Source organism: Pedobacter suwonensis, assembly GCF_007833675.1.
GTDB classification, from domain to species: domain Bacteria; phylum Bacteroidota; class Bacteroidia; order Sphingobacteriales; family Sphingobacteriaceae; genus Pedobacter; species Pedobacter suwonensis.
Map to the genome: position 1 here is coordinate 653616 of NZ_CP031708.1, position 26239 is coordinate 679854.

General features: G+C 40.7%; 21 protein-coding genes and 1 tRNA gene. 7 read left to right on the forward strand and 15 right to left on the reverse strand.

Annotation, left to right across the window (positions count from 1 at the left end):
* The first annotated feature begins 53 nt into the window (after nucleotides 1–53).
* Together DV942_RS02615 and DV942_RS02620 are read left to right on the forward strand one after the other, a co-directional pair.
* On the forward strand, nucleotides 54–578 hold the full coding sequence (locus DV942_RS02615; RefSeq protein ID WP_145855070.1) for a helix-turn-helix domain-containing protein: 525 nt from the start codon (nucleotides 54–56) through the stop codon (nucleotides 576–578).
* A 29-nt stretch (nucleotides 579–607) separates the two neighbouring features.
* Nucleotides 608–994 (forward strand): VOC family protein, encoded by a 387-nt coding sequence (locus DV942_RS02620; RefSeq protein WP_145855072.1) that lies wholly within the window; start codon nucleotides 608–610, stop codon nucleotides 992–994.
* A gap of 110 nt (nucleotides 995–1104) precedes the next feature.
* Here DV942_RS02620 and DV942_RS02625 read toward each other — a convergent pair whose 3' ends face one another.
* On the reverse strand, nucleotides 1105–1884 hold the full coding sequence (locus tag DV942_RS02625) for an AraC family transcriptional regulator (RefSeq protein WP_145855074.1): 780 nt from the start codon (nucleotides 1882–1884) through the stop codon (nucleotides 1105–1107).
* A gap of 92 nt (nucleotides 1885–1976) precedes the next feature.
* Between DV942_RS02625 and DV942_RS02630 the strand changes: the two genes are divergently transcribed.
* From DV942_RS02630 to DV942_RS02645, 4 genes are all read left to right on the forward strand, one after another.
* Complete coding sequence (locus DV942_RS02630) at nucleotides 1977–2237, forward strand: hypothetical protein (RefSeq protein ID WP_145855076.1); 261 nt, start codon at nucleotides 1977–1979, stop codon at nucleotides 2235–2237.
* Nucleotides 2224–3558 carry a TolC family protein gene (locus DV942_RS02635; protein ID WP_145855078.1) on the forward strand — a complete coding sequence of 445 codons (1335 nt, stop codon included), beginning with the start codon at nucleotides 2224–2226 and terminating at the stop codon, nucleotides 3556–3558. The genes DV942_RS02630 and DV942_RS02635 overlap by 14 nt, the downstream gene beginning before the upstream one ends.
* A 10-nt stretch (nucleotides 3559–3568) precedes the next feature.
* Nucleotides 3569–4615: an HlyD family secretion protein gene (locus tag DV942_RS02640; RefSeq protein WP_145855080.1), complete on the forward strand. Its 1047-nt coding sequence runs from the start codon at nucleotides 3569–3571 to the stop codon at nucleotides 4613–4615.
* A gap of 80 nt (nucleotides 4616–4695) precedes the next feature.
* Nucleotides 4696–6207, forward strand: a complete 1512-nt coding sequence (locus DV942_RS02645; protein WP_244950809.1) for an MFS transporter — start codon at nucleotides 4696–4698, stop codon at nucleotides 6205–6207.
* A 206-nt stretch (nucleotides 6208–6413) separates the two neighbouring features.
* Here the strand turns inward: DV942_RS02645 and DV942_RS02650 are convergent, their stop codons facing one another.
* The 14 genes from DV942_RS02650 to DV942_RS02715 form a co-directional block, all read right to left on the reverse strand.
* The gene (locus DV942_RS02650) at nucleotides 6414–7085 is read right to left on the reverse strand and encodes a response regulator transcription factor (protein WP_145855084.1); all 672 of its coding nucleotides are present in this window, start codon (nucleotides 7083–7085) and stop codon (nucleotides 6414–6416) included.
* 214 nt (nucleotides 7086–7299) lie between these two features.
* The gene (locus tag DV942_RS02655; protein ID WP_145855086.1) at nucleotides 7300–8475 is read right to left on the reverse strand and encodes a Wadjet anti-phage system protein JetD domain-containing protein; all 1176 of its coding nucleotides are present in this window, start codon (nucleotides 8473–8475) and stop codon (nucleotides 7300–7302) included.
* On the reverse strand, nucleotides 8472–11876 hold the full coding sequence (locus DV942_RS02660; protein WP_145855088.1) for an ATP-binding protein: 3405 nt from the start codon (nucleotides 11874–11876) through the stop codon (nucleotides 8472–8474). The genes DV942_RS02655 and DV942_RS02660 overlap by 4 nt, the downstream gene beginning before the upstream one ends.
* A gap of 8 nt (nucleotides 11877–11884) precedes the next feature.
* On the reverse strand, nucleotides 11885–12898 hold the full coding sequence (locus tag DV942_RS02665) for a PDDEXK nuclease domain-containing protein (protein WP_145855090.1): 1014 nt from the start codon (nucleotides 12896–12898) through the stop codon (nucleotides 11885–11887).
* An 11-nt stretch (nucleotides 12899–12909) separates the two neighbouring features.
* Nucleotides 12910–13479 carry a DUF4194 domain-containing protein gene (locus tag DV942_RS02670; protein WP_145855092.1) on the reverse strand — a complete coding sequence of 190 codons (570 nt, stop codon included), beginning with the start codon at nucleotides 13477–13479 and terminating at the stop codon, nucleotides 12910–12912.
* Between the two features lie 2 nt (nucleotides 13480–13481).
* Nucleotides 13482–14906 (reverse strand): DUF3375 domain-containing protein, encoded by a 1425-nt coding sequence (locus tag DV942_RS02675; RefSeq protein ID WP_145855094.1) that lies wholly within the window; start codon nucleotides 14904–14906, stop codon nucleotides 13482–13484.
* Nucleotides 14907–15132: 226 nt separating this feature from the next.
* The gene (locus DV942_RS02680; protein WP_145855096.1) at nucleotides 15133–15531 is read right to left on the reverse strand and encodes a type II toxin-antitoxin system VapC family toxin; all 399 of its coding nucleotides are present in this window, start codon (nucleotides 15529–15531) and stop codon (nucleotides 15133–15135) included.
* Nucleotides 15528–15776: a hypothetical protein gene (locus DV942_RS02685; RefSeq protein ID WP_145855098.1), complete on the reverse strand. Its 249-nt coding sequence runs from the start codon at nucleotides 15774–15776 to the stop codon at nucleotides 15528–15530. The genes DV942_RS02680 and DV942_RS02685 overlap by 4 nt, the downstream gene beginning before the upstream one ends.
* A gap of 282 nt (nucleotides 15777–16058) precedes the next feature.
* On the reverse strand, nucleotides 16059–16337 hold the full coding sequence (locus DV942_RS24120) for a SymE family type I addiction module toxin (protein ID WP_403001349.1): 279 nt from the start codon (nucleotides 16335–16337) through the stop codon (nucleotides 16059–16061).
* A 227-nt stretch (nucleotides 16338–16564) separates the two neighbouring features.
* Entirely contained in the window at nucleotides 16565–18319 is a 1755-nt protein-coding gene (locus tag DV942_RS02695; RefSeq protein ID WP_145855100.1) for a UvrD-helicase domain-containing protein, read from the reverse strand.
* A gap of 3 nt (nucleotides 18320–18322) precedes the next feature.
* Nucleotides 18323–20455: an ATP-dependent nuclease gene (locus DV942_RS02700; protein ID WP_145855102.1), complete on the reverse strand. Its 2133-nt coding sequence runs from the start codon at nucleotides 20453–20455 to the stop codon at nucleotides 18323–18325.
* A 184-nt stretch (nucleotides 20456–20639) separates the two neighbouring features.
* Entirely contained in the window at nucleotides 20640–21218 is a 579-nt protein-coding gene (locus DV942_RS02705) for an SbcC/MukB-like Walker B domain-containing protein (protein ID WP_222431152.1), read from the reverse strand.
* Complete coding sequence (locus DV942_RS02710) at nucleotides 21185–24373, reverse strand: AAA family ATPase (protein ID WP_145855106.1); 3189 nt, start codon at nucleotides 24371–24373, stop codon at nucleotides 21185–21187. The genes DV942_RS02705 and DV942_RS02710 overlap by 34 nt, the downstream gene beginning before the upstream one ends.
* A 1-nt stretch (nucleotide 24374) precedes the next feature.
* Nucleotides 24375–25610: an exonuclease SbcCD subunit D gene (locus DV942_RS02715; protein WP_145855108.1), complete on the reverse strand. Its 1236-nt coding sequence runs from the start codon at nucleotides 25608–25610 to the stop codon at nucleotides 24375–24377.
* Between the two features lie 554 nt (nucleotides 25611–26164).
* On the opposite strand from DV942_RS02715, the gene DV942_RS02720 reads away from it, so the two are divergent.
* Nucleotides 26165–26238 (forward strand) — tRNA-Arg (locus tag DV942_RS02720).
* Nucleotide 26239: the final 1 nt, after the last annotated feature.

Consider the following 26239-nt stretch of genomic DNA (forward strand, 5'->3'; position numbering starts at 1 on the left):
TTTCAGGTATTTGTTCTGAGCCGGTGGTTAAACCGCCCTTTCCACAATCCACTATGTTTGCCATCAGCTTTTATCCCATTGCAGCCGAATATGTTTTTAAAGCATCTTTTGCTGAGCTGCAAAATACAAGAAAGATACTACCTGCTGATTATTGGGGATTTTCAAAGGATGACCTGGACGACTTTCAAACCTTTCAACAAAAAGCCGTCAATATCGTTTCTTCTCTGTTGCAGGAAGATATTGACGACAGGAAAATCAAGTTGTTCGAATCAATTTATGCAGCCAGAGGAGAAATTACGGTAAAAGCGCTGCAAGAAAAAATTTACTGGAGCAGCAGACAGATGAACCGTTATTTTAATAAATGGTTTGGAATAACCTTGAAGTCATATCTTAATATCATCCGGTTCTCAAATTCGCTGAAGCAATTGAAAAACGGTGATTTTTACCCGCAACTCGGTTATGCAGACCAGTCGCATTTTATAAGGGAAGTGAAAAAGTTTGCCGGGGTAAAACCGTTTATCTTAAATAAAAACGAAAACGACCGATTTATCCAATTGAGCCTGATGCCGGAAAAGTAATTTTGTTCTGTAATTAAAACACGAATAAAATGGATCTGAACCACATCAACATCGTCGTAAAAAACGTAAATAATGCTATAAATCTATTTATAAAACATTTAGGTTTTAGTTTAATTGTCAATCGGAACAGCAAAATGGCAGTTCTGGAAAACGGCAATCATTTCGCCCTGGTTATTTGGGGACAGGAATTAAACCATAAGGAAAATGTCCCTGCATATCCTGACAATTTCCACATCGGATTTTATCAGAAAAATGAGCTAGCCGTTTGGGAGATCTATGAAAAGTTAAAGACAGAAGCCAACTTATCATTTGAAAGCGAACCTAAGAAAATCAGGAATACGTTTGGTTTCTATTTCTTTTTTGAAAAGCTGATGATCGAAATCAGTATTACTCCATTTCAGGATAATGTTGCATAACATTACCTGCCGGCTGCCAACAGGCCACTTAATTTTAGATCACACCAATAAAAATTACCATTAGCTATTTTAGGGGTTGGTTATAGCCAGAAAAACCATAGCCGTACTTCTTATTTGGTTTTAAATTCAGTCGGTCTCATATTGGTCAGTTGCTGAAAATTATTGCTAAACGCTGCAATATTCGAATAGCCAATTTCATAGGCAATCTCCGTCATGTTCAAATCTGTATCTTTTATCAGTTCCATCGCCCGGATAATCCGCAGCATCTTTAAGTATTGAACAAAAGTAATATGCAATTTCGTTTGAAATAATCTGGTCAGGCTACGCACACTCATTCCCGATTGCCGGGCAATAATAGCTAAACTTAAGTTTTCATTTAACCGGTTTCTAAAGCTTTCGATAAGGGCATTGAGCCGTTTATCGTCTGTAGTAGGAAGCTGGATGGAGAATTTTTTAAGATTTTCCTTTGATAATACGCCCTTAAGCGTTATTAAAAATTCAAATTCCCATGACCCTTTAAAATAGTCGCCTTGCCATCTCTCACTAAATGAAAGCATTTCTGCAAGAAGCTTACTCACCGGATAAATGCCAAGTTCGTCATAAAAACCTACTGCTTTTTTTTCAGGGAAGTATATATTGACAATGTACAGATCCTGTGTATTAAACATCAGGTTGTGAGGATAATTTTTGGGTATCCAGATGTAATGATTTGACGGAATATAAAAATCCTTTTCGGCTGTCTGCAAATAAGCAATCCCGCCATAAACCAATAACAATTGAGTCTTATTATGCTGGTGAGCAGGCAAACGCTGTTCCGTCTGTTGTCTCATCACCACGATGGAATCAGGGTTTTGATCTACCAACTTGATTAATTCACTCAGAATTTTCATATGGCCGAATATAACAAATATTAGGCTAATTATATATAATAATAGCCTAAGGTGTTGGGTAATTTTGCTGTGTTAACATTAGAAAAATCATTATGGAACATCGCATCATAAAGCCTGAAAAAGATTTTAAGGCGCAATCGCAAGCCAAAAAACCAGAACATCAATTACCTTATAAAGATGATGAAAACGATAAAGGCAGCATCTCCTTGCCGCATTCTACCTATTCAGGTCCCTTCATGTCAATGATAGATTTAAGCTATGCTTTTGATGAGTTGAAAAAGCTGCTGAAACAATGGCTGGAAAAAAGAAAGAAACCAATCATTTATAAAAACAAAACCAATGAAACAATATAAAACAGCTCCGATTTTGGGCCTGCTGTTGCTGTTATCTACATCCTCTGTTTACGCCCAGCATACAGAAAAAGTCCAGGCTTTGAGTTTGGAAGAAATATGGAAAGTGGCTGAAACGAATAACCGGCAGCTGAAACTAGCTGACCTAAATTATCAGCAAAGTAAAATAGAAATATTGGAAGCCAAAGACCGTTTGCTCCCGGGTCTTTCGGTTGGTGGAGACGTAAAACTTAATTCCAAATTTCTGATTTACGACAATGGATTATTCTCTTCACCACAGGATGTGCCCGTAAAAGGCTATGGATACGGAGCAGGTTACCACCTGAACTTTAACCTATCCAGTGGTGGCCAGGATAAAAGGAACATCACCCTAAAAAAGGAAGAAGAGACACGGAAACAATATGAACTGGATCTGCAAAAGCATAGCGTAAAATATCATCTAGCAGTTGCTTATTTTGATCTCTATAAATTTTTGCATTTCTATCATTTTCTTAATGCAGAAATTGAAGCAGAACAAAAGCAATTGAGATGGATAGAAAGTCTGCATAAAAACGGTACGGTGCTCAAGAGTGATGTACTAAGAACCTCCGTAAAATTGTCTCAACTGCAACTTAGTCTTTCCGATGTTGGCAAAAAGATCGAAATAGCTAAACAAAGCCTCAATATTCTGATGGGACGTAAAAATGATACTGCGCTGGCCATCAGATACGAAGATGCAATAGAATTAAACGCCATTGCAGATGGTGGCTACAATGATTATGTAAACATTGCTTTCAACAAATCTCCTGAATACAAGATAGTCAATAGTGATATCAAATGGAGCGAACTCAACGTAAAGCAAGTGAAAGCTACCCTATTGCCCAAAGTGGCCTTATACTCCAGTTACAATTATACTTACCCGCAGATTTCCTTCTATCCGTATTCGAATGACTTGTGGGGATTTGGTCAGACAGGCATTAAAGTACAGTATGCTATTGATCATCTGTACAAAAGCAAACATACCATTGCCCATGCCCGGGTTATCAGCAACCAGGCTAAAGAAAAAGCAGAAATAAAGAAGGATGAAATCTCCCTTCAGGTAAAAGAAGCTTATTTACAGCAACAACAGGCCTGGGAGCGCGTGGAAACAGCAGAACAAAACATCATCAGAACCACTGAAGCCCTTCGTGTCATCAGGAGTAGCTACTTAAATCAGGAATCACTCCTCACCGATCTTTTGGAAGCAGAAAACGCTTTACTGGAAGCAAAATTCAACCTGACAACGGCACAAACAAACGTAAAAGTAACCCATATCAAACTATTGGCAATCGCAGGCATTCTTTAATCAAAATATAATGAACAAAAATAAAACAGATAAAATGGTGGTAAGCCTTACCAAATGGCTGGGAATTACATTATTCACAGGGATGATAATTTGGGTGGCTACCTATTTCTTAAAGGGATATCGCTATGAGCAGACCACTGATGCACAGGTAGATGCTTATCTCTCACCGATAAACGCAAAAGTGGGTGGCTATATCAGCAAAATATATTACAAGGACAATCAGCTCGTTAAAAAAGGCGATACACTTGTAGTTATTGAGCCGGACGAGTATGGACTGAAAAAAGATGCTGCATCAGCAGAACTCATGAGTGCACACGCCAAATTACCCATATTGGCTGCCAACGAAGAAACGCAGCTTAAAAGTATGGAGGTTATAAAAGCACAATTGGCAGGGGCTCAGGCTAGATTGAACCAACAGCAAAAAGAATTTAACCGTTATAAAAACCTACTGGCAGATGAATCTGCCACACAACAAAAATTTGATAACATCAGTACTTCTTTATCCATTGCACAGTCAGATTATGATCAGGCCAAAGCATCTTTACACGTAGCACAATCTAAACTTCACGATTTTAAAGCGCAGCATCATGCTATACAGGCAGAGATAAAAATCAAAGAAACACTTCTTAAAAGACAGGAGCTGGACATTCGATATACAGTTGTCACTGCACCTTTTGATGGACAAATTGGTAAAAAAACCATTCAGGAAGGTCAACTGATACAACCCGGGCAAACATTGGCTTTTTTGCTAAACAAAGCTGAGGAAAAATGGGTAGTTGCAAATTTTAAAGAAACACAGATCAGCAACTTCAAAACCGGGCAAGCAGTAGCCATTGAGGTTGATGCTTTTCCAAATGAAAAATTCAGTGGTACCATCGAATCACTTTCGCCAACCACTGGTTCACGTTATTCCCTACTTCCACCAGATAATGCTACCGGTAATTTTGTCAAAATCATCCACCGTATCCCTGTAAGGATTAAACTGACTGATGCGCCTGAAAAATCAGCAAAACTCTCTGCCGGAATGAATGCCAGTGTTTACGTTTTAAAAGATTAATGATGCAAGCACACAAAATATCAATTTTCAAATCGCGGGTGTCAGAATGGGTGGCAAGATCCGTCATATCTGCCATTCTGATGACCTGTCTGTTTAGCTTCGCTTTTTATGGCAGTCCGGTTGCAGCAATGGGTTTTTATGGGATACAGCCTACCGATGTGCAATATGGCATGGTTGTGATTTATGGTTCTACCGTTGCTTTCCTGGCACTTGATTTCCGGATCGTAAAATATGTTGCACCAAGGAAATATTTACTGATCGCCCTTGCCGTAAATGCAATATGTGCTGTGATCTGTTTTTACTTCAAAGACTGGACATTGTTTGTGGTTTGCCAGTTTTTTCAGGGAATTACCTGTGCATTGATGTCAGGGATTGTTTTACAGCTTATTTTCCCAAGATTACCTTCTGTACGCGCCCGTGTAATTGCTTTTAGCCTGCTGTATGGCAGCATACAGATTGCCGTTCCCTTTTATTCTGTTTTTACCAGCGTGGTCATTTATTTTTTTGATTTTAACTGGTTATCCTACGGATTGATGATCCTAATCCTCATGCTAACAATTGCGGTATTGCTCACCATGAATAGTGAAGCGCGGTTTAGCAAAAAGATTCCGCTTTATCAGGTAGATTGGCCAGGTTATCTGTTCTATGTATCTTTTATCTTAATCATGGGATACATCCTGGTATACGGGCGACAATTAGGATGGTACGGCAGTTCGTTAATCACCACGCTCAGTGTAGCTGATCTTCTTATTCTTTCAGTTTTCATCAACAGGGCATTGAAGCTTAAACGGCCATTAATCAACTTACAGATTTTCAAGGCAAAGAATTTTGTAACCGGGCTGGTACTACTTTTTACATTTTATATTTTTAAAGGAAGCACCGGACTTGCCTACGGCTACCTTGAAGTAATTTTAGGAAATGACCCACTGAGCACCATTCCTATCTGGACGGCTGTAATTTTAGGGACCGTACTGAGTATGTTCGTTACTTCCAGGTTTATCCTGATGGGTTACAACTTAATCAGGATAATTATTGTTGGCTTTGGCATAATGGCAATTTATTATGCTTATATGATATTATTTGTTTCTGTTCAGGGCGAAACCATTGATTTTATCCTACCTATGTTTATTTATGGTGTAGCAACCGGCGTATTATTTGTGCCTATTGTTTCATTCACCGCTTCATCAGCACCTCCCAAAATTGCCATTAATGCATCGCTTGTAGGCATATTGGCCAGGTTTACAGGGTTTACAGCCAGTCTGGCACTGAATAACGAACTTCAATTATTTGCAAAATCAGCAGTTCGGGAAAAAATCCGGGAAACCCTCACAGAAACCAATCCGCAATGGCCAGCCACCCTGCTCAATATTCAAAATCAATATCTCCATGCAGGTAGCGATATCTATACTTCAAAAGCATTATCTACAGGCTATTTTAATCAAATGCTAGGCCGTCAAATATTGGCTCGTGCCACAAGAGATTATTATGATCTGATGCTTACGGGTGTGTTTTTCGTAATTATTATTTTACTCTTGTTACCTCAAATTCGACATGTTATTTTGAGATTAAAAAAAGGTAATACACCTTATTAAAATCATTTTATTGAAGACATTTAAAGCTTCTTCCGGATAAATTTTATATTGAAAAATTAAGCAATAAGCACTACAGCACAAATAGCTTTTATCTTAATTAGAAACATTTACGAGGGGTAATCATGAATAAAATCAGCATTAGGTGCATTTTACTTTGAGGCGGACCATAATTTTTCGACTTCACATGATTTAAAAGTCGCAAAGATTCATACAATGCCCCTTTCTTTGCAATGCCAGGCCAGCAAAAATGTCGTTGGGATATTTAATTTCTCCCGAAGGGCTTTAAGTTTTTTCTCGATATGGCTCAGGCTGGAGGAGGCCATTCCCTTTTTTTTGAAATAGGCTGCTATCGATTTTTGCTTTACCCCTTCGGTGGTGAGTTTTAAAATAAGTTTTTCTTCTCCGGTCAGTTCAGCTAAAATTTCATCACCCGGATAGCGGCGAAGATTGGCTGAGCAATATTTCTGACCATCGTTAACGGCTTTTATTGCTGTTTTAAAAGCATTAACTGCGCCAAAAGATTTATGCACATAGGCATCAATCTGGTACTCTTTAAAAAGCCGGTCGGCAATGTTTTTACGGTCATCTGCCGAAAAAACCATCACTTTGATTGCCGGCTGTATTTCCTTAACCGCCTGGATCAATTCCCAGCCGGAAGAAATTTCCCTTCTTTCAGTATCACCCTTAAAAGATAACTCAGCAATAAGCAACTGATAGGGATTAGCTTCACTGATGGCCTTTTTTACCCGGCTATAGGCATAATCGCAGTTCACTACATAATCGCGGTTATCCTGTACAATGCCCAGGTCTTCCAATGCCATCCTCAATGCGACATTCATAAAATCTTCGTCTTCTGCAATCAGTACTTTTTTAAACATATATCATTACCTTAAATTATTTAAGCCTTTTAAGGCTCCGGGCTCAAAATTAATCAGGATCAAACATGATAAATTACGGTTTCCCTTTCGGATATTCTGGATCAAAAATTCTGCATCAAAACGGCCAACTAAAATCTAAAATCATGGTCGGGATCAAAAAAAATGTCTATTTTAAAAACGGGTGAAAATTCGGATGATTATTAATCCAAAAAAGTCAATTACTTTCTATTTCCATCACGTTCTTTAGACACCCATCCACATACACCTGCGGAATTTTCTCCTGCTCCAGCCTGTTTTTTTCCAAAGTCTTTAAATACTGGAAAAGATCGTTCTCCTCTTTGGTTAGGAGGTTGAGATTTTGGGATTGGTTTCTGGCGCCGCTTACGGCGTAGTTTTGGAAAGTTTCAAAAGTCGTCCGGTCCATCATAACGCTTTGGGCATGCGGATGGTACGAGCGTAGCTGATGCAGGATCTGAAAGCCATGTTCATCAATATCGCCCCAGTACAGGACTTTTTTGTCTGAAAGCCAAAGCGCATTTTTCAGGTAAGCAATATTAAAGCCGCCGCCGTTCCATATGGCAACGGTGGATTCTAATAGCGGTAAGGTTAAAAAATTCATTTTATTTTCGGCAATCAGGATATTTTCCACCGGAAGTTCAAGGGCTTCGAAATCAGATAGTGGAATGCTGATATCCCTGAACTTGAAATCCGGATGTGGGTTTTCATCCAGAAAGCGGAGCCTGACCAATGGCTCATCGTACCGCAAAAAGAACCGTTCGGCGAAACGCTTTTGTTGGGCTGAACGCACATGATCGGGAATCAGGAAATCGAGTAAGGATTGAATCAACGCATTGTTTTCTTCAATAAATTTGGTATGGATCTCGATGGGCAGCTGCCGCAGGTAAAGATTGGGCCGGGGTGTCTCTATAAAATATCGGCAAACCTTCAGCACATCATTCCAGCTGATTTCTCCTTTTGTTAACCATAAGCAATTGTTCAAGGTCCAGTCTTTCAATCCTGGAATAGTATCGATAATGGTGTTATAATTGGCTATAAATAGTCGCCATTCCTTTGCACAGCCAATAACATAGAGATAATCATCAATCGTTTCAAAAACTACGCTATCCGGCAAATCATGGCTGCCTGTCCGCCTGAAATTCCTACCGGCGGTCTGCACGAGGTAGCCTTTACCGGTTTGATTTTTCGAATGGCGGTATAATTCTTCTATTTCCTTTTGCAGGACTTCAAACCGTTCGGTAATATGTCCCGATTTTACTTTCCCGATACGGTCTATTATCTTCGGGAAAAAGGATTCTTCCATAATATGGCTTTGCAACAAGGGCTTCCACCATTTCAATGCCTGTTTTTTAATTTCTGCCGGACTGATCATATTTCGGGTGTGTTATTGAAAATTCCGTTATGTTTATCGCGTTCGCTCTCATATTCTTCTTTGGTGAAATTACTTACCTGCGAGTTGTTGCCTTCGCGGTTGCTCACAAAGTGAAAGGAATTGACATGTCCTTCTATCACATGGATTTTCTGCAGTGGCGTAACGATCAGCAGTTGGAGATTCAATTTTTTAAACAACTCCAGTCCGTAACGGGTACTTTCGTCGCTGCCTCTGCCGAAGGCTTCATCAATCACTACGAAACGGAAACTTTTGCTTTTTCGCTCTCCGAACTGCAACCCAAACTGATAGGCCAAAGCACTGGCCAGGATGGTGTAGGCCAGTTTCTCCTTCTGTCCGCCGCTTTTTCCGCCTGAACCTTCATAAAATTCTTTTTCCGTACCATCTGAGCGGTAACGTTCGCTGGCGTTAAACTCAAACCACTGGCGCACATCCGTAACGGTTGAGGTCCAGTCGCGGTCTGCATTTTCCATGCTGGCAAAGCGGTCCAAGATCCTTTTCACCTGTTCGTATTTTTCCTCGGTGTATAAATCATTGTGGCTGCTAAAGGAATGGATATAGCATTTTTTCAATTCTTCCCTGAAAAGCCGTACTTCTTTATTAGGGGTGGCATCCATTAAAATGGTGATGTAGGTATCCTGCACGGCATTATACACAATTTCCGAAAGGTGTTCGTTAATGATCCGGATTTTCTGTTTGATGTCTTTTTCGTGTTTCTGCAATTGGCTGTCGAACACGGCAATGCTGTTGATCACGTTTTTATTCAGTTCCTCCTTGAAGCGCTCTTCATGCCGTTTCAGATCTTCAGATTCCAGCTGTCTGAACTTTTTAATGTATTCTGCACGGGCATCGATGCTGTCGGTAACTTCACTATATTCGGCCCGGGAATGTTCCTTGATTTCACGCATCCTTTTTTCAATATGGGTGCGGTAACCGGCCTGGCGTAAGCGAAGCTTTTTCAATTCGCCGTTTTCACCCTGAAATTGCTTGCGGAATTCTTCCTGCCGATTTTCTATGCCCCTGAGGTTGACTTTTACATTATTCAGTTTTTCGTCAATCAGCGGATACCACTTTTCTTTCAGATGAGGTGCTAGCTGTTGTGTTTGGTGCAATGCATGTCCCTGCTGCTCCTGATAACCCTGAATTTTTGTTTTAAAACCGCCAATGTCTTCCGTGAGTTGGTTTTGTCGAGACTTTCCATCCGAAATCTGCTGATCCACTTCACTTTTGTTGCGTTGCAGCTCGGCAAGCTTATCATTGTTATTCAGCAATTGATTGCGTTCCTGTTCCAGTTCATAGATTTTGGAAACATGATACTGCCAGTTAATGCGGGAAAAATCTTTTACGTAAAGCAAAAACCCCAGCAGTTGTTTCTGTTCGCTGTTTTTTTGTCCTTTCTCTTCAATATCCTTTAGCGTGGTTTTTAATTCATGAATCGTACGTTCCAACTTATCGACCGAACTTTCCAGTACTTTTATTTTTTCGGCATTGCTCCAGCCCAATACATAATTTCGTCGGTCATCAATGCGTTTGCGGTCGTCTTTGGTATGGCGGATGCGACCACTCTTGATCAGCCCTTGCCGGGTGATACCGAAAGGAACATGTTGTAAACCATCCACATCGGTGCAAATATAATCGCCAAAGCTGCGTTGCAGGTAATTTTCCAGCCAATCGTAAAAGGGCGTTTCAGGTTTGATGTCTATTTTGTATGTTATGCTGTCTTCATCCAATTCTTTAAGGATTCGGCTACTGCCATTCAAGTCCGCTTCCAAATAGGTTAGTTTGATACCCCTTCCATCAGCACCTTTTAACGGATTGTTGTTGACATAATGGCTTACGCTCCGGTAATGCTTTCCGGGAACGAGTAAGCTGATGCCGGCATCACGGAGCAGTTTTTCGATAGCGCCTTCCCATTGGCCTTCCTGTTCATTCACTTTCAGCAATTCCCCCGCGAAAGGCAAATCTTCCTCGTCAATCCTTAAATCAGCACAGAGTTGCGACCGAAAAGCCACCAGCCAGGCCGGGATCTGTGTTTTACGTTCTTTGAGCGATTGCAGTTCTTTTCGCTCTGCGTGATATTCCGCTTCCTGTTTTCGCAGGTCAGTCACCTGATTGTCCCGCTGCTCTCTTAATTCTTCTTCTAAACGGCCGCAGTTTTCAATCAATTCATTGGCCCGACTAATGTTGTTCTGAAAGTCTTTTTCGTGCTTTATGCTTGCCAACCCAGTCTGTAAAGCGAGACGATCATAATCATCAAATTCCTTTTGCTTGGTTTCTTTGTCCTGCTCGTGCCGCCTGATCTCTGTGGCAATCTGTTCAATTCGTGTTCCGCCATTATTGGCGATGTCCTGTATAATTGTTTGCCGGCGTTCTTCCCAGGCTTCCAGCTCCTGTGTAATGGTGCGTTGCTGTTGTTCTGCTTTTGCGAGTTCGTAGCGGGTTTCATCGATCGCCTGTTCCAACAGTTCCCATTTCTTTTCCGCAAACCATACCGGCATGACTTCCAGCATGGCCTCTATGTCTTCAATTTCCCGACTAACCTTGTCGTAATTTTCACTGGCTTCGGCCAATGGTTTCAGGATTTGATATTGTTCGCGGGTGTTTACTACAGCGGCGTGGGCTTTGTTAAGGTCGTCGAAGCGTTTGAGCAGGGCATCAATCTGTTCTTTGACATCGGTTTTTTCCAGCATCTGTTCGCGGACAAAATCGGTCAGGCTGCTGACGGATTTCATGGAAACGGTCTGATAAAACAAATCGATCGCTTTATCGCTGTTCATGCCGAAAAGCCGGCGGAAATGCTCGCTGTATTGCGAGAAATTATCGTTGAACAATTGTACACCTGGTGTGTTGCGGAGGTTCTTCCGCAGCTCATTGATATCGCCGAAATGCTGGAAATGGTCTTTAATGGTTAAAGGGATTGTTCCGATGATGAGCAGTTTTTCTACTTTTCCCTCTTTGCCGATCCAGAAAAACTGGGCCAGACAAATGTGTTCGTTATAACCCTGGTTGTAAAAATTCCCGATAATAACGGAATAGGTATGATCTTCCGGACGCAGGTAAACCTTCTTCGCCGTTTTGGTGATTTCTTCCTTTTCTTTTTTAAATTCTCCTCGCACGTAGCTCAGCAGGTTGCGCTCTTTCCCCTCGGCACCGGCGGCTTTATTGAAGATGATTTTATGGTGCGGGACGAGCAGGCAGGTCAGAGCGTCTACAAGAGTGGATTTCCCTGAACCGATATCGCCTGTCAGCAGGGCATTTTGTCCGTTAGGCTGGATCTGCCAGCGCACCTGGTTAAAGGTTCCCCAGTTAAGCACTTCGAGGTATTGCAGGCGGTAGCCGGACAGGCTGAAGTCTTCCGGATGGGTATCAAATAGTTCTTCCATAACGGTGCTTATTGTTTAGTCTGATTTTCCCTATCCAGTTCTATACGTACCTGATCGGCTTCTATCAGTTGTTTCAGTTCCTCTTCATCCGGCAGGTAAAGCCGGTATTTGCTGGCAAAAAGTTTCTCATTTTCTGCCAATACCGAGTATTTAACGATGGTTTCATCTTTTTCGGTGCAAAGGATGATGCCAACGGTAGGGTTATCGTCGGCTCCTTTTTTCAGGTCGTTGTACATGCGTACATACATATCCATCTGGCCGATGGCTTCGTGAGATAATTTATTGGTTTTCAAATCAATCAGTACAAAACACTTCAGGTAGTAATTATAAAAAACAAGATCAATAAAAAAATCTGAAGTGTCAGTTACGATATGCTGCTGTCTGGCTACAAAGGCGAAACCTTTCCCCAGCTCCATCAGAAACTTTTGCAGATGTGTGATCAGTGCGGTTTCAATCTGCAGTTCATTTTGTTTAGGATCGGTTGATAAACCTAAAAATTCAAAAATATAAGGGTCTTTGATAAAATGATCTGCCTTTTGCGGTTCCTTTGCCGGTTTATCGGATGTTTTCAATAAGCGGCCTAAATACTGACTGTCGATATTACGTTGGAGTGTCCGGGTATTCCAATTACCTTCAATGGCATAGTCGACATATTGCAGCCTGAGTTTTTGATTTTCAACCCTGCTGATTATCCTGTAATGTGTCCAGCTCAATTCGGTACGCACTGCGTTCCAAATTTGGAAAGCCTGGAAAAACGCCCTCATGTTGTTTAGGTTACGTTCATTGAAGCCTTTGCCGAACGCAATTGTCAATTGTTCAGCCAGCTTCTTCAGTACGTTTCTTCCATAGGCCGCTCTACTTTTTCCCTGTTGTTCATCTTCAACAATTAATTGGCCGATCTCCCAATACATTTTAAGCAAAATGCTATTGGTACTGCGGTAGGTTGCCGTTCTGGCCGCCTCTATAATTTGAGCCACGGCATGGAACAATGGTGGATTATGAGATTGTATGTTGGCTTTCATTTTTTTCAAAATTAATCGTTGGTATTTTTTTCAGCGGCATAATTCCGGAACTTCTGTAAGGTTTCGTCAATCACATCGGCGTTTACAAAACCTTTGATGATGCGGTGTATTTCATAGTTTTTTTCATGGTCTTCCAGCTTTCTCAGGAAACCAATGTCGACCACTTTATTAATAGCGGTATTGATTTTTTCCTGTTGTTTGGCTTCGTCATTAGCGTTAGGTAAAAATACTTTCACCCGGTTAATGATCTCCTGTTCGCTGATGATGGAACGTACCGAGCCGCCCTGTGCATCGTGTTCCAGTAAAAACTTTCTCAGGACGATACAGACTAAAGAGGTCATAAAATTGAGCGATCGTTTATCGGCCATTCTCGGCAGGGGCTTTTCATCGTCTTCCCATTCTTTCTGGCGGAGAAAGGCGTAACCTTCGCTCTTGTCCAGGAAGAGTTCCAGTCCGATCGGGATAAAATATTTCTTCACATCGGCTTCGTACTGCAGCAGGTTTTCCCAGGTTTCTTTCTGGTGGCTGTAAACGATTCCTTTCAATAAGGCAATGAGGCTGGTGGAGTAGCGGTATTCCATGTTTATCGGTTAAAGATGATGACCGGGGTTTGCATGCGATAGGTTTTTCCGGTGCTTTGGTTTTCAATGATGTGGTATTCAGATTGTTCACGGTTGACGACATGTTTTTCTTCGTTGGTGGCGATCTGCATGTAGCCTAATATTTCGGCAACGCCTTTGGTAGGCTTATACTGATAGAGCAGATCCGAAAGCGCTACCTGCGAACGGTTTTTCAGCAGAGTTTTTACGTTGTTGCGGAGAAGTTCTATGTCGACATAAAACTGTTCAAACAGCAGGTCGGTATCCGCCGAGGCCACGCCGTCAGCAATTTCCGTGGCTGCAAAGGCCACTTTCACCGGCGGGGTAAAAAGCGGTCGATCCATGGTAAAGGAAGGTTTGAAAACGTCATTGATTTCCATCCACACGGCTTGCTGATCAAGCGATTCTTTATGTTCGAGCAGCAGGCTTTCAATCTGTTCGATACTTTGCAGGATGTGCCGGCTTTCGGAAAGGTTCTTTTGCTCTACAAATTTCCGAAGCTGTTCAATCAGTCCGTCGTTGCTCCGGTTTACCTTGTCTCCGGCATCCACAAGGTTGGTTTTGATCCTATCTACGGTTTGTTCTTTTTTGATTTCGACAATCGCGGGGATGGCATTGATCTTATCCAGCAATTCTTCGAGTTCTTCCTGCATCTGCTCGCTCATGAGAAACTCCCAGAACGCTTTAAAACTTTTGCCCTGATCGGTGTTCCACAAAAAATCCTGCTGCTGAAAGACATTGTCGAGCAGATCGGCTTTGGCCAGGCTGCTTTTGATAATGGTCTGGCGGGTCTGGGTATCGAGTTCCCTGAAATTTTCTTCCACCTGCCGGAAATCCGACAGTAAACGCTTGGCAGTTTCTTCGGCCAGAAAGTAATTTTCCTTGAGCTGGGTATCGGAAGGTTGCTCGAAATTTCCCAAGCGGATCTGTTCGATTTCTTCGTCAATCTTCCGGCGCTCTTCCTGCAGCTGCTGGATGCGTTCGTAAGGTCCGGAGGTAGTGTTCACGATCTGCTGGAGCAAACGGAAAAACTGGATGAGGCGACTGTGGGTACCTACAAATTGTTGTTTGTTCAGGTCTTCGAGCCATTTGAGTGCATTTTCCGTCGCCGGCGAAAGTTCGTACACGGGTTCGTCGGCCCTTTCGTAATAGCGGCGCAGATAACCCTGCTCGGCCCATTTCTGTAAATAATCTACCGGTGCTTTCTGGTAATCTTCAATGCCTTGCCTTTGGAGGGAAAAGAGGTAATCGCCCAGGATGCTTTGCAATTCGCTTTGCAGGTACCAAATCCTGTCCTGCTGTTTGAAAACCAAATGGAAAAAGCTCACCAGTAACGGGAAATGTTCCGCCCGGAGGAGCTGGAGGGTTTTGTCGTTTTTGTAGAGGGAGAGCGCTTTTTCGTAGTTCATGGTTAAGATAGAAATTATGTGGTAAAGCTCTTCTATCTCCCTTTGAAAGTTTTAAAAGAGCTTTTTAATTTTGTTCCATATCTTTTTTAATGCTCCGCTCACGTAAAGAGGAGATTTCCAGATCAAAACTTCAATAGCATGATCAGGGTTAAACTTTGCAAAATGCTCAATCAAAACCGCTCAGCTCATTTTTTGGCAATATACCTTAACATCTGCTAGGTTATGATTAAGTTGTCCAATCTTCAATAACAATTCCGTCAAGTCGGTCAAAATCGCTTACGTTTTTTGTTACCAGGGTCAGGTTATTGAAAACAGCTGTTGTTCCGATCAGCAAATCAAAATCGTCTAACATGCGGCCTTTGGTTCTCAGTCGGGCTTTTTCTTTTGCATAAATGTCGAGAACAGGAAAGATGGGAAGAATGATAAACTTTGCTATAAATGCTTCTGTGTTTTTACGATTATTTTCTTTGTGAATGCTGTTTTCAACACCAAATTTAAGTTCTGCTACGGTAACTTCAGACACAAAGCAGTTTTCTTCGCCTATAGCTTTTATTTTTTTGTGCAGATCAAACTTTCCTTTGATGAAATAAATGCATATATTGGTGTCGAGCAAGTATTTTTTCACAACTCTTCTCTTTTTCTGGTAAAGTTTCTTGCTGCTTTAAGTTCTGCAACCAATTCATCGGCGGTTTGGTCAGATTCCCAGGAGCCATATAACGCATCCAAAGAAATTTCTTTTTCTTTCTTTTTTGTCGTTTTCATTGATTTTGACAGTCGGGCGATCAGTTCCAACTTATTGTCTGGACTTAAACTTTTCAGCAAGGTAAAGTAACTGTCTATCAAGTTGATATTTATATCTGCTGTTTTCATTTTCTGTCGTTATTTATTAATACAAAGATAATAAAAAAGTGTTTTCGCTTTAGACGACCGTTGTCGTAATTGTTCTACTCACATATTCTCTATTACGAATTTAACAATTTTTAGCATTACATTGCTGTATCAATCCTTTTATCCAGATCAGGTCGTCAGCTGTTTTTTTTTGGATTTCTCATTGTTGTTTCAGATGGTTGTAACTATTGGATTTGTCGGCAAATGGTTTATCAACCATTTTAAAGCAGCCTACCAACGATGTTGCCGATAGGCTACTGGATTTTATTCTTTGTCAATCTCAATGACCAACTTACCCTGTAAGGTAGTAATGATTACATGTGAATGGCATTCGAAACCGATTTGCTCCAACCATTTTCCTTGTAACATGATTTGCGGAACAATTGACTTGTTCCAAGTATAATCTCTACACTTCGGTTGAATTTTTAACCTTCTCATTCCGTTGGGAAGTTTTGGTTTTCGGGGTTCACAGGCTCCGCATTTACAGATTTTGTTCGGTTGTAACTCCTGGATTACTTTTGTTGTTTTTTTCGTGTGTCGCATAGTTGAAAAAAATAAACGCCCAGGTCGCTGCGACACACGTCGGAAACCGAAGATAGGCCGGACTTACACCGGATCGCCTGAGCTATGTTGTTAATAAGAAAATTTGTCGGATTAGCTCCAACGTGTATCGCGTCATAAATATAGGAATTTTATTTTAATTGGTTAGAGATAATGGTTAATACTTATTTTTTTAGTTATAAAAACCTGTGATGTATAAATTCTCACACCTAATCATAAGAATAGATAATATCCTGAAGATGGCCTGTAATCGAATAAGGACGTCCACCTTTCGTCTTTCTCCCTTCTTCAGCAATTAAATGGAGATGTTTTTTAGACCGGGAGCAAATAACGTAGAGAAGTTTTTTTGAAGCATTAACAGCATCTAACTCATTCCAGTTAGGAATATATCCATGTAACAAACCAAATGCTATAACAGTATGAAACTCTTCGCCTTTAATACCATGACAGGTATTTATAACTACACCTAATGTATGGCTAAATAATCTTTTAAAACTTGTGATATCTTTTGCGTAGTTAAATTCTGGTTTTTCCAAACGCTTTTTAGAACTTTCGAAAAAATATTCCCAATGTAATTTTAAAGTAGGTGATCTTTCAATTTTTACATCTAGTAAATTCAATAATGACTCAAAACATTCTTCTAGGTATTCTAATCCATCTTCTTTTTCAGATGAAATTGAATTAATAAGTTTTAATAGAGCCTTTGATTTTCTTTCTCTATCAGCTAAAATTTCTATTCCCAGACTCTCAAGTTCATTTATTAATTCAATTGACCAACGTCCTCTCATGAAATATGTTTTAGGAGATGGAGAAACTAAAAATAATCTTGCAACCTTAAACCAAACATTCTCTTTATTTTTTAACAATGGGGATAGTCCAATAGCATCAAAATTTACATTTGGTAAAAGTGTTTTTAGTTTTCGGCCCATAGGTATAACTAACCACCATTGCGGGGCTAAAACACAAATTTCATTTTCAGGAACCCCATTATCAAGATTTTGTTGAATGATTCCTGCAATATATTCATCTAAGCCGTCTTTATCGAGATTTTTATTAAAAGTAATTAAACCATGTTCGTCTGCATATTCACTTAATGATTCTATATTAATCCCTGCACTTTGATAGTTTCTATAATAATCAATAACTCTTTGTGAACTTCTATAATTTCCAGATAATTCCAACTCTGAAATAACTATATTTCCAAACTGAGTACTTATAGCCTCTACAGACTTTGCAACACCTCCGAGAGAACCATAAATAGCCTGATCTTTATCACCAACCATAAATAATAACGTTTTGCTATCATAAACATCAATTATTTTTGATAAGATTGCATATTGCAATTCCTGAGTATCTTGATATTCATCTACTGCGATCAAATGGAATAAATTATTTAGCGTCTTTCCAATTTTCGGATATTCATCCAAAACTTTATACGCATAATAAAGTATCAAATCAAAATCAATTAATTTTTCGCTTATCAAAATATCATGATACTCTTCCAAAAGATCATGATATTTCACATTAGGCTCAGCAAATGTTCCATCTGTATTTCTTCTTGTGGTAATTCTTTCCCACCATTCAAAGCCATAATCTTCTTTTAATGAAGAAAGTAGTTCTTCGGACTTATATTCATCGGCAATTACAAATCCATTCTTAATTTCATCTATATAACTTGCGTATGGCCGAAGTATCCATTCCAGACAGAAAGAGTGAATGGTTCCTGCCCATAATTTTTCTGGAATAAAATCCATTTTTAAAAGTCTCTTTTTGATTTCTTCAGCAGCCCTATTAGTAAAAGTTAAGGCAACGATAGTCTTTTTACTCTTCGTTATTTTATCTAATTCGTATGCAACTTTATAGGCTAAAACTCTAGTTTTACCACTACCAGGGCAAGCAGTCAATAAAACATGCCCAGACGCAAGCACCGCATCTCTTTGCTGATCATTTAAATTATCCAACATATTTCATGATTTTTGGAATTTAACAAACTTACTTAATTGATCTTCAGGCAGTTTATTTATGTAAAACTCTATTGCTTCACCAATATTTTCATATAATTCAAGTTCTTGAAGTAAACCTGAATAATCAGCTTCATCCCCTTGAGTTCTTCTATCTATTAATGACTTTAGTCTATATTTAGCAATGTTGAATAAAATTTGATTCGTAATGTGGGGGCTAGCAAACGCAACAGCTTTAAGAATGTATGATGGGATATATGTTAAATGATCAATATGATCTTCTAGCATTAATGCAAACCAACCTTTACCAAATGAGTTTGCTAATCTCAAAATTTCTCTCCCATATAAACTAACCTCTTTTTTATTTAATAAGTCGTTTATTCTTTTTTTATCAGCATCTCGTTTGTAATTATCGTTTACTAATTGAGTGACTTCAAATGAATTTCCAGATTTAATAAATTCCACCTCAAATGTATATTCTCCATAAAATGCGTTAACCCATTCATTATCATTACCAAATTCATCCAATAATTTTTTTCTGTTGGCGCCTGATTTTTGAGAATTTCTGCAAGCTCGTTCCTCTGTATTGTCAGTATTTTCATCTTCCGGAAGATAAAGAATTGATTTGTCGAGATCCGTAATAATTGCACAATTCTTTCTTACTCGTTCGTTATGAAATAAGGTGGCAATATTCTGGAATCCTGTACTTCCTATATTAATTAGACTTACTCCAATTTCATCAAGTGAAAGACCGAATACCTTTTTAAATAATATAGGTATCAAAATTTGTTCAGCGTCACCTTCTACTAATGCCACTCCTTTAGCGAATAATAAATTAGTTCTTACAGCATCCAAATATCTTTCAAGTGCTGTAATTTGTGATGGTTCCAATCCACTAGACGGACTAAATACTAAAGCTTGTTTATTAGACCGACTTAATATATTCACAGAACTAATCTTACTTACCGACGAAATATTTGTTGAATGCGTAGTGATTATTACCTGTGTGTTATGACTATGAAGTTTATCAAATAGTGTTTTTTGAATATGGGTATGTATATGTGCTTCCGGTTCTTCTATCATTAAGAAATTAGCAATCTTATCTAATGCTTTTACTTTTTCGTATTCCAATAATTTCAAGGATAGATAAATAAGATTCGCACCGCCTAAGCTTAATTCGCTAACTCTGCCTTTATAATCAGGCTCATCCGGATCTCCAACCCATAGTTTTAATGATTGCAATAGACGTTCTATTTCTGATGGTACTTCCGATTTTATTTCGATATTAGGCGCATACGTTTCTCCAACAGCTTGTTTAACACTTTTAGCAATGCCACTTGAAATGTTTTTTACTTCTTCTAATTCACTTATCTCATTATTCAACTCTACTACCTTAGTTATTATACTATCTTTTTTAGCGACATCAATACTTTTTTCTTTACCTCTTAATAAACTTAATAGAGGACTATCTTTATAGGAACGGAGATCTGCTTCTACATCTCTTAGAGCCTTTATAAATGTACAAGAGAGTTCGTTTGGAATTGAAAATCCATATAAACGAATACCATATATATCTTCCAATTCATCATCTGGATTTGGAAATTCTATCTTATCAAAATCTCCAACATATTTGAGATAATTGTCTTCAATAGAAAAATCAGTATTCCCTCGTCCTCTAAACGTTAATTCGTAATCATTCAGGGTGATTGAATCAATTATTTCTTGAAGTTCAACTTTTGATCCTACTAAATTCTGAGAACATTCGTATAGTTCCTTTCTTTTATTTTCTCTTGGCCGGAATATGAGAGAGTAAGTTCCCTTAGTAGAATCATACTCATCCATTGTTCCGGCTTTATGCACAGCGATTGCTTGAGCTTCTTCACTTACATCCAAATCAGAAAATTCAATTTGAATAATTATCCAATGTCCTTTCCATGGGTTCAAGCAACGATTAAAATCAGACTCATAAAGCTTGATGTTTCTAGGTAGATTTTCATCTATCAACAATCTGATAGCATGAAGGATATTAGTTTTACCTGATCCATTTTCACCAATCACGGTGTTTACACCCTTTTGAAAATTCAAATTAATATTTTTGAAATTCCTAAAATTTCTGATAGAGAGTTTTGATATGAACATAGATTAGAGTTTATTAATTTGTAAATATGTAAGTCAACTTAATAGATTATATAATGAAATTGGTTTGGAATACATTTTAAACCATATGTGGTAAACTTCTAGTTTTCAATACATATATTGAATAGTAATAAAAAGAATTTCCTTTTTTAAAATTTTTATTTTCATAATCACATAATTTTTATAGTTAAACTCCCATCACCTCCACCTTACTCCTCCCGCTCTGCTGCTTGCTCACCTTAATCTGTACCGGGATCCGTTCGGTCATTTCCTGCACGTGGGAGATCACGCCGACTTTACGGCCCTGGTTGTGGAGGCGTTCGAGGGCATCCATAGCAATATTGAGGGTGTTGGGATCCAGCGAGCCGAAACCTTCATCGATAAATAAAGATTCCACTTTCATACGGCTGGACGACAGGGAGGCAAGGCCCAAAGCCAAAGCCAGCGACACGAGGAAAGATTCTCCACCCGAAAGCGAATACACGGTACGCACTTCGTCGCCCATGTCCTGATCCACCACCTGCAAACCGAGAGATGCCGGAATGCGTTCGATCCGGTAGCGGCTGGTGAGGGCCTGTAAATGGATATTGGCATACCCCAATAGTACATCCAGCGTATATTCCTGCGCAATCTGCCGGAATTTCTTCCCGTCAGCCGAACCGATAATATCGTTGAGCTTGGCCCAGTTTTCGGTAACGGTAGCCTGTGCCGAAATACGCCTCAACAGATCACCTATCTTGTTTTTGTGGGCTTCGTCCTGCTGCAAGCGGAAACTGTTTTCCCTTTTTTGTGCTTCTTTTCTTCCACTTCTGATCGGGCAGTCGTCTGCAAGATCATCAGTTCTTCAAGCGGTATTTCCCCGTTACCGTTTTGCTGATGACTGTCTAAAGCCTTTTTCCGTTCGGTCAGGATGCTGTTGGCTCTGGTCAGTTCCTCATCAATGGCCTGCAATGCCGCCCGTTCGTTTTCGATCCAGTCATTTCCTAAAGCGAGTAATTGGTGAAGGTCTTCCAGATTGAGCGATTGACCGTTCTTTTGATTATAATCGTTCAGCCAGTCCTGCAATTGGCGGGAAGTTTGCTGAATGCCGCTCTCCAATGTGGTTAGGGCATTCGTGAGTTCCTCCTGCTGGGTGAGGATTTTGGTCTGTTCGATAGCCAAATGTTGCTGTTTGGTTTTCAGTAGCGCTACATCTTCCTGTGCTTTAGTAACCGCCTGTTTGAACTGAAGTTCCGTTTCATCAGCGGACTGACCATCAAATAGGTTTTTACGTTGTTTAGTAAGATCCACGTACGATTGCTGTTGCGTACGGTGGATTTCGATTTTACTATTGGCTTCCGTTTCCAGCGTTTTGGCCTGGTTTTCCAGTTCTTTCAGCGTGGCTTCGAGAGCGGCTTTTTCCCGGGTATGGACTTCCAGCTTTTCGGCCTGGGTTTGCCATTGTTGAGCAAAGACAGTGATGTTTTCCACAAAGGTTTCCGGGGCTGCTTTCCAGTTGTTCATCCAGCCGGATGTTGTAAAGTGTGGTGCAAGAAGCTGTTCAATTTCACCCAGATGGGCGGTAGCCAGTTCTTGTTCACGTTTAGCCTGGCTTTGCTGCTCGTCATAAAGCGATAAGCTATTTTGAAGGTCTTTCAGCTGTCCGGCAAGCGTGTCGGTATTTTCTTTCAGTTGGTCGATCCCGGTTTTTGCGGCTTCCAGTTCCTGCTTCTGCCCGGCATAGGCTTGTAACTGGGCAGAGAGATCGGCTTGTTTGGTTTTAAGGGTTTGTAATTGCGCTGCGATCCAGTCCGATTTTTCGGAATCGGGAATATTCAAACTATTTTTGGCGATATCAGATTGTTCCCAGGTTTGCTTTTGGGTTGCCAAGGCTGATTCTTTAGCATGTATTTCTTCCTTTCGCCGCTGAATATTTTGCTGTAGGATTGTGCATTCCTGTTCCAGCGCATCATGACGGCTGTGGAGGCTGAGATGGTATTGCGTTTTCTCCTGGCTGGATTTTTCCAATTGGGCCAACACTTTTTCCAGTTGCGGATTTTGTATGGCATAGGGATGATGGGTGCTGCCACATACCGGACAGGGTTTATCTTCCACCAAAGCTTCCCTAAGTGTCTCAACATTTTCAGCCGATGCGAGACGGGCTTGTTGCAAGATTTGGTCTGCGGTATTGCTTTCCGCTTTCGCTAAGGGGAGTTCTTGTTTGAGTTGTTGTAAAAGTTCTTGTTTTGCCTGATGATCGGCTTGTTCCTGTACCTGCTTCTGCCATAAGTGTTCCCATTCGGTCTGTGCATAATGCAAAAGCTGCCACTGCGCCTGTGCTCTGACGGTTTCTTCTACTTTTTGATCGGTTTCTGTTTTATCGAGGGTTAAGCGTTCCATCGGAATAGAGCGTAACGCTTCGGACTTTGAATCATACGTTTTCCGATTTTCGTCCAGCAGTTGAAGCTGATTTTTCCAGCTGTCCGCAAGGGTTTTCTGTTGCACTTCAGCCGCCTGGATTTTATCCTTTAACTCCACTAATTTTTCGGAAGAAGCTTTTTGGTTCTTCAACAGTTTTTGGGCATCTTCCAGTTTGGAAAGGATAAGGTCTTTGTTTTCGGCAATCGGTTTTCGGGCTGCCTGTTCGGTTTGCCATTGCGTAATGCTTTCAATCTGGGAAACAACATCGGTGAAGGCTTGCTGTTTTCCTTTTAAGATATCCTTATGTTGCCGGTTCAGCCCGGCTGCTTTTTCAGCCTCTTCTTGCAGTCGGTCGACCTGTTGTTTTTTCTCTCCCAGCAGGGTATCCAGTTTGCGGGCCTCCTCCAATAGCGGCAGCGCATCGGTAAGGTTCTTGTTTTGAAAGGAAAGTTGATGCTCTGCCTGTTGAAGCTGCTTTTCAAGACTTTCTTTTTGTTGCTGTAAGGAAATCAGGGTTTCCTTTACCGTTGCCAGCACTGTTGTTTTAACGGTATGTTGTTCCTGTGACTGCACTAAAGCGTCTGCCCAGCTTCGGGTCTGCTGTGCCTGTTCGGCCATGCGCAAGTGCCTGCTTCTTGGTAAGGCGGAATCTTTGTTTTCCGTTGCCTGCTGTACCATCAGGATGGCTTCATCATGGCCCTGACTGTATTTGGCGAGCTGCTCATACCAGCTGATTCCTGCGTTTAACCTTTCGATTTCTTTATCCAGGTCTGTGATCTGCCTCTCCAAAAGCTCCTGATCTGCGGCCAGCGTTTGTAGTTCTTCATCGCTCAACGTTAGAATGCCTTCTTTTTGCAACTGAAGGTCACGCAGCAGCACTTCTTCTGCTTTATATTTTTCGTAGATCTTCTTGGAAATCTCGGAGTAGATATGGGTTCCGGTCAGCTTTTCAAGTAGGGAAGATTTCTCATCCCGATTAGCTTTCATAAAAGCGGTAAAATCACCCTGTGCCAGCAATACTGAACGGGTAAACTGTTCGAAATTTAAGCCGACCAACCTTGCAATTTCGCTGTAGGTTTCGGCTTTTCTTCCTGGAAGATCAACCTGATTGGAGATGTTTTTTAAGGTCACGGAATCCGACTGCATGCTTCCGTCGGCCCGGTTTCTGGCCCGTCGAACACTCCAGGTTGCCCGGTAGTTCTGTCCGTCGATTCCCCTGAAGTCCACCTCTGCAAATCCATCAGCGGTTCCATCACGCAGAATGCCACGTATATCGCCCTGACTCAGAGTGCTGCCCTGAACATCTTTGATTTCCACACCTGTTTCCCTTGCTTGCAGATACCGCGGTGTTTTGCCATATAAGGCAAGGCACAACGCATCCAGTATGGTCGATTTTCCGGCTCCCGTAGCGCCGGTAATGGCAAAGATGCCCGCCGAACATAAGGGTTCTGCCGTGAAATCAATTTCAGTAGTGCCTTCCAGCGAAGCTAAATTTTTGATGCGTATGGCTAATATCTTCATCTCATCCGGCGTTTTGGTTGACTTCCTGCGCTACCTGTTGGAACAATTGCATGATTTCCTGTGGCACTTCGCTCTGGTATCTGGCTTGGTAGGCTTTACCGAAAACATCAATGGGCTGCAGTTCATTCAGCTTTTCAGCGGTGATGAGTTCGGGTGTTGCTGCGGCAGCGGCCGGATACTGGGCATCAATTTTAGCTAATCGTACCGCTTTACCAGCCAGGGCGGTTTCTATTTTATGGCGTAAAGCAGGCTCAGGCCCATCAAGCAACACACGCACCTGCAGATAAGGGAGGTTATCCATGCCTGCAACCGAATCTGGCAATTGCTCCAACTGGGCAATGACTTCATGCAAAGGCTGATGCTGATTCGGAACCCGTTGCAGCGGTACAAATACCGGAATTTCAATCGCCTTCAAATTACTGATTTCTTGATCCAAATCAAAAACAATGACCTGATGTTTATAATGAATTTCTGAAAAGGACATCGGCAAAGGACTGCCACAATAACGGATGTGTTCCTTTCCGCCTATTTTCTGCGCTTTGTGGATGTGTCCCAAAGCGACATATTTGATATCGGGATGAAAAGCACTCGCTGAAATACATTCCACACCGCCCATGATCAGCCTTTCGGTTTTATCCAGATCGGTAATCTCTGCCTGCTGGGTATGCAGGTGTCCCATGGCAATAATAGTCTGGTCTTCCGTGCTGTATTGTTGGGCATACGCAAAGGCTTCCTGATATAAAGCGGCGACGCCTTCGGTATAAGGATTGGCGCAATCGGCAATGGCAGGATAATCGCCCATCCGCAAGAACGGTATGGCCAGGCAAAAAGCCTTAACAGCTCCGGTAGCATCGGGAATTTTAATCAGTAGTTTTTCGTAATCTATATTTCCGTCAACGTCTTTTTCTACCAAACCGATAATATGTACATTTGACGATTCCAGTAAAGGTTTGGGTGCTTCCAAACGTGCTGCAGAGTCATGGTTTCCCGCCGTAATGATAATTTGCAGATGAGGTACGGCTCTGGTCGCTTCATTCAGGAAACGGTAAAACATCCTCACCGAGGCCGCCGAAGGATTGGAGCTGTCGAAAATATCACCACTGATCAGCAAGACTTCAATGTTTTCTGCCAGCAAGGTATCAATCAGCCAGTTCAGAAACTGCTGATGGTCATAGCTGCGGTCGTATTCGTGAAACAGCTGGCCAATGTGCCAGTCTGCGGTATGGAGGAATTTCATAATAATAGGGATTTAATACTCAACATTTATTCTATAAAACTTAGAATAAAAAACATAGCCAATATTAGCCATGCAGATAATGCAATGCTTTAGTAAAGCTGCTTATCGAATTATATTAGAGCTTGTTTATTTGGTTCTTTCATGATGAGGCGTTATTGATTGATGCAATTTAATCAATTCAAATTCAGAAACAAATTTCCCAAATAATTATCTACCCACGTAAATTCTTCCTTCACTACTAAAGTATCAGATCGAAATTAAGGTAAACAAACCACAGAACGATAAGGGAAACCGTAAGGTTAGGAAGTTTATTTTTATAATGAGTGAGGCAATAGCGAGTAAAAAGTATCCTCTACCTGCTATTATTGATGAATATGGCCAGATAATTGGCCCTTTTTGCTATTTAAAACGGATTTGATAACCTGAAGCTTTAATTTTAATTGCTTCTTTTTTAAACACTTATTTAAAATAGCAAAAGTGTACCCTAAATAGTTTAAAATATATTTTTACATATTAAACAGAACTTCTATATTTGCAGCTCATTAAAAAAATGGGCCTCGGTAGCTCAGTTGGATAGAGCAACGGTTTTCTAAACCGTGGGTCAGGGGTTCGAATCCCTTCCGGGGTAC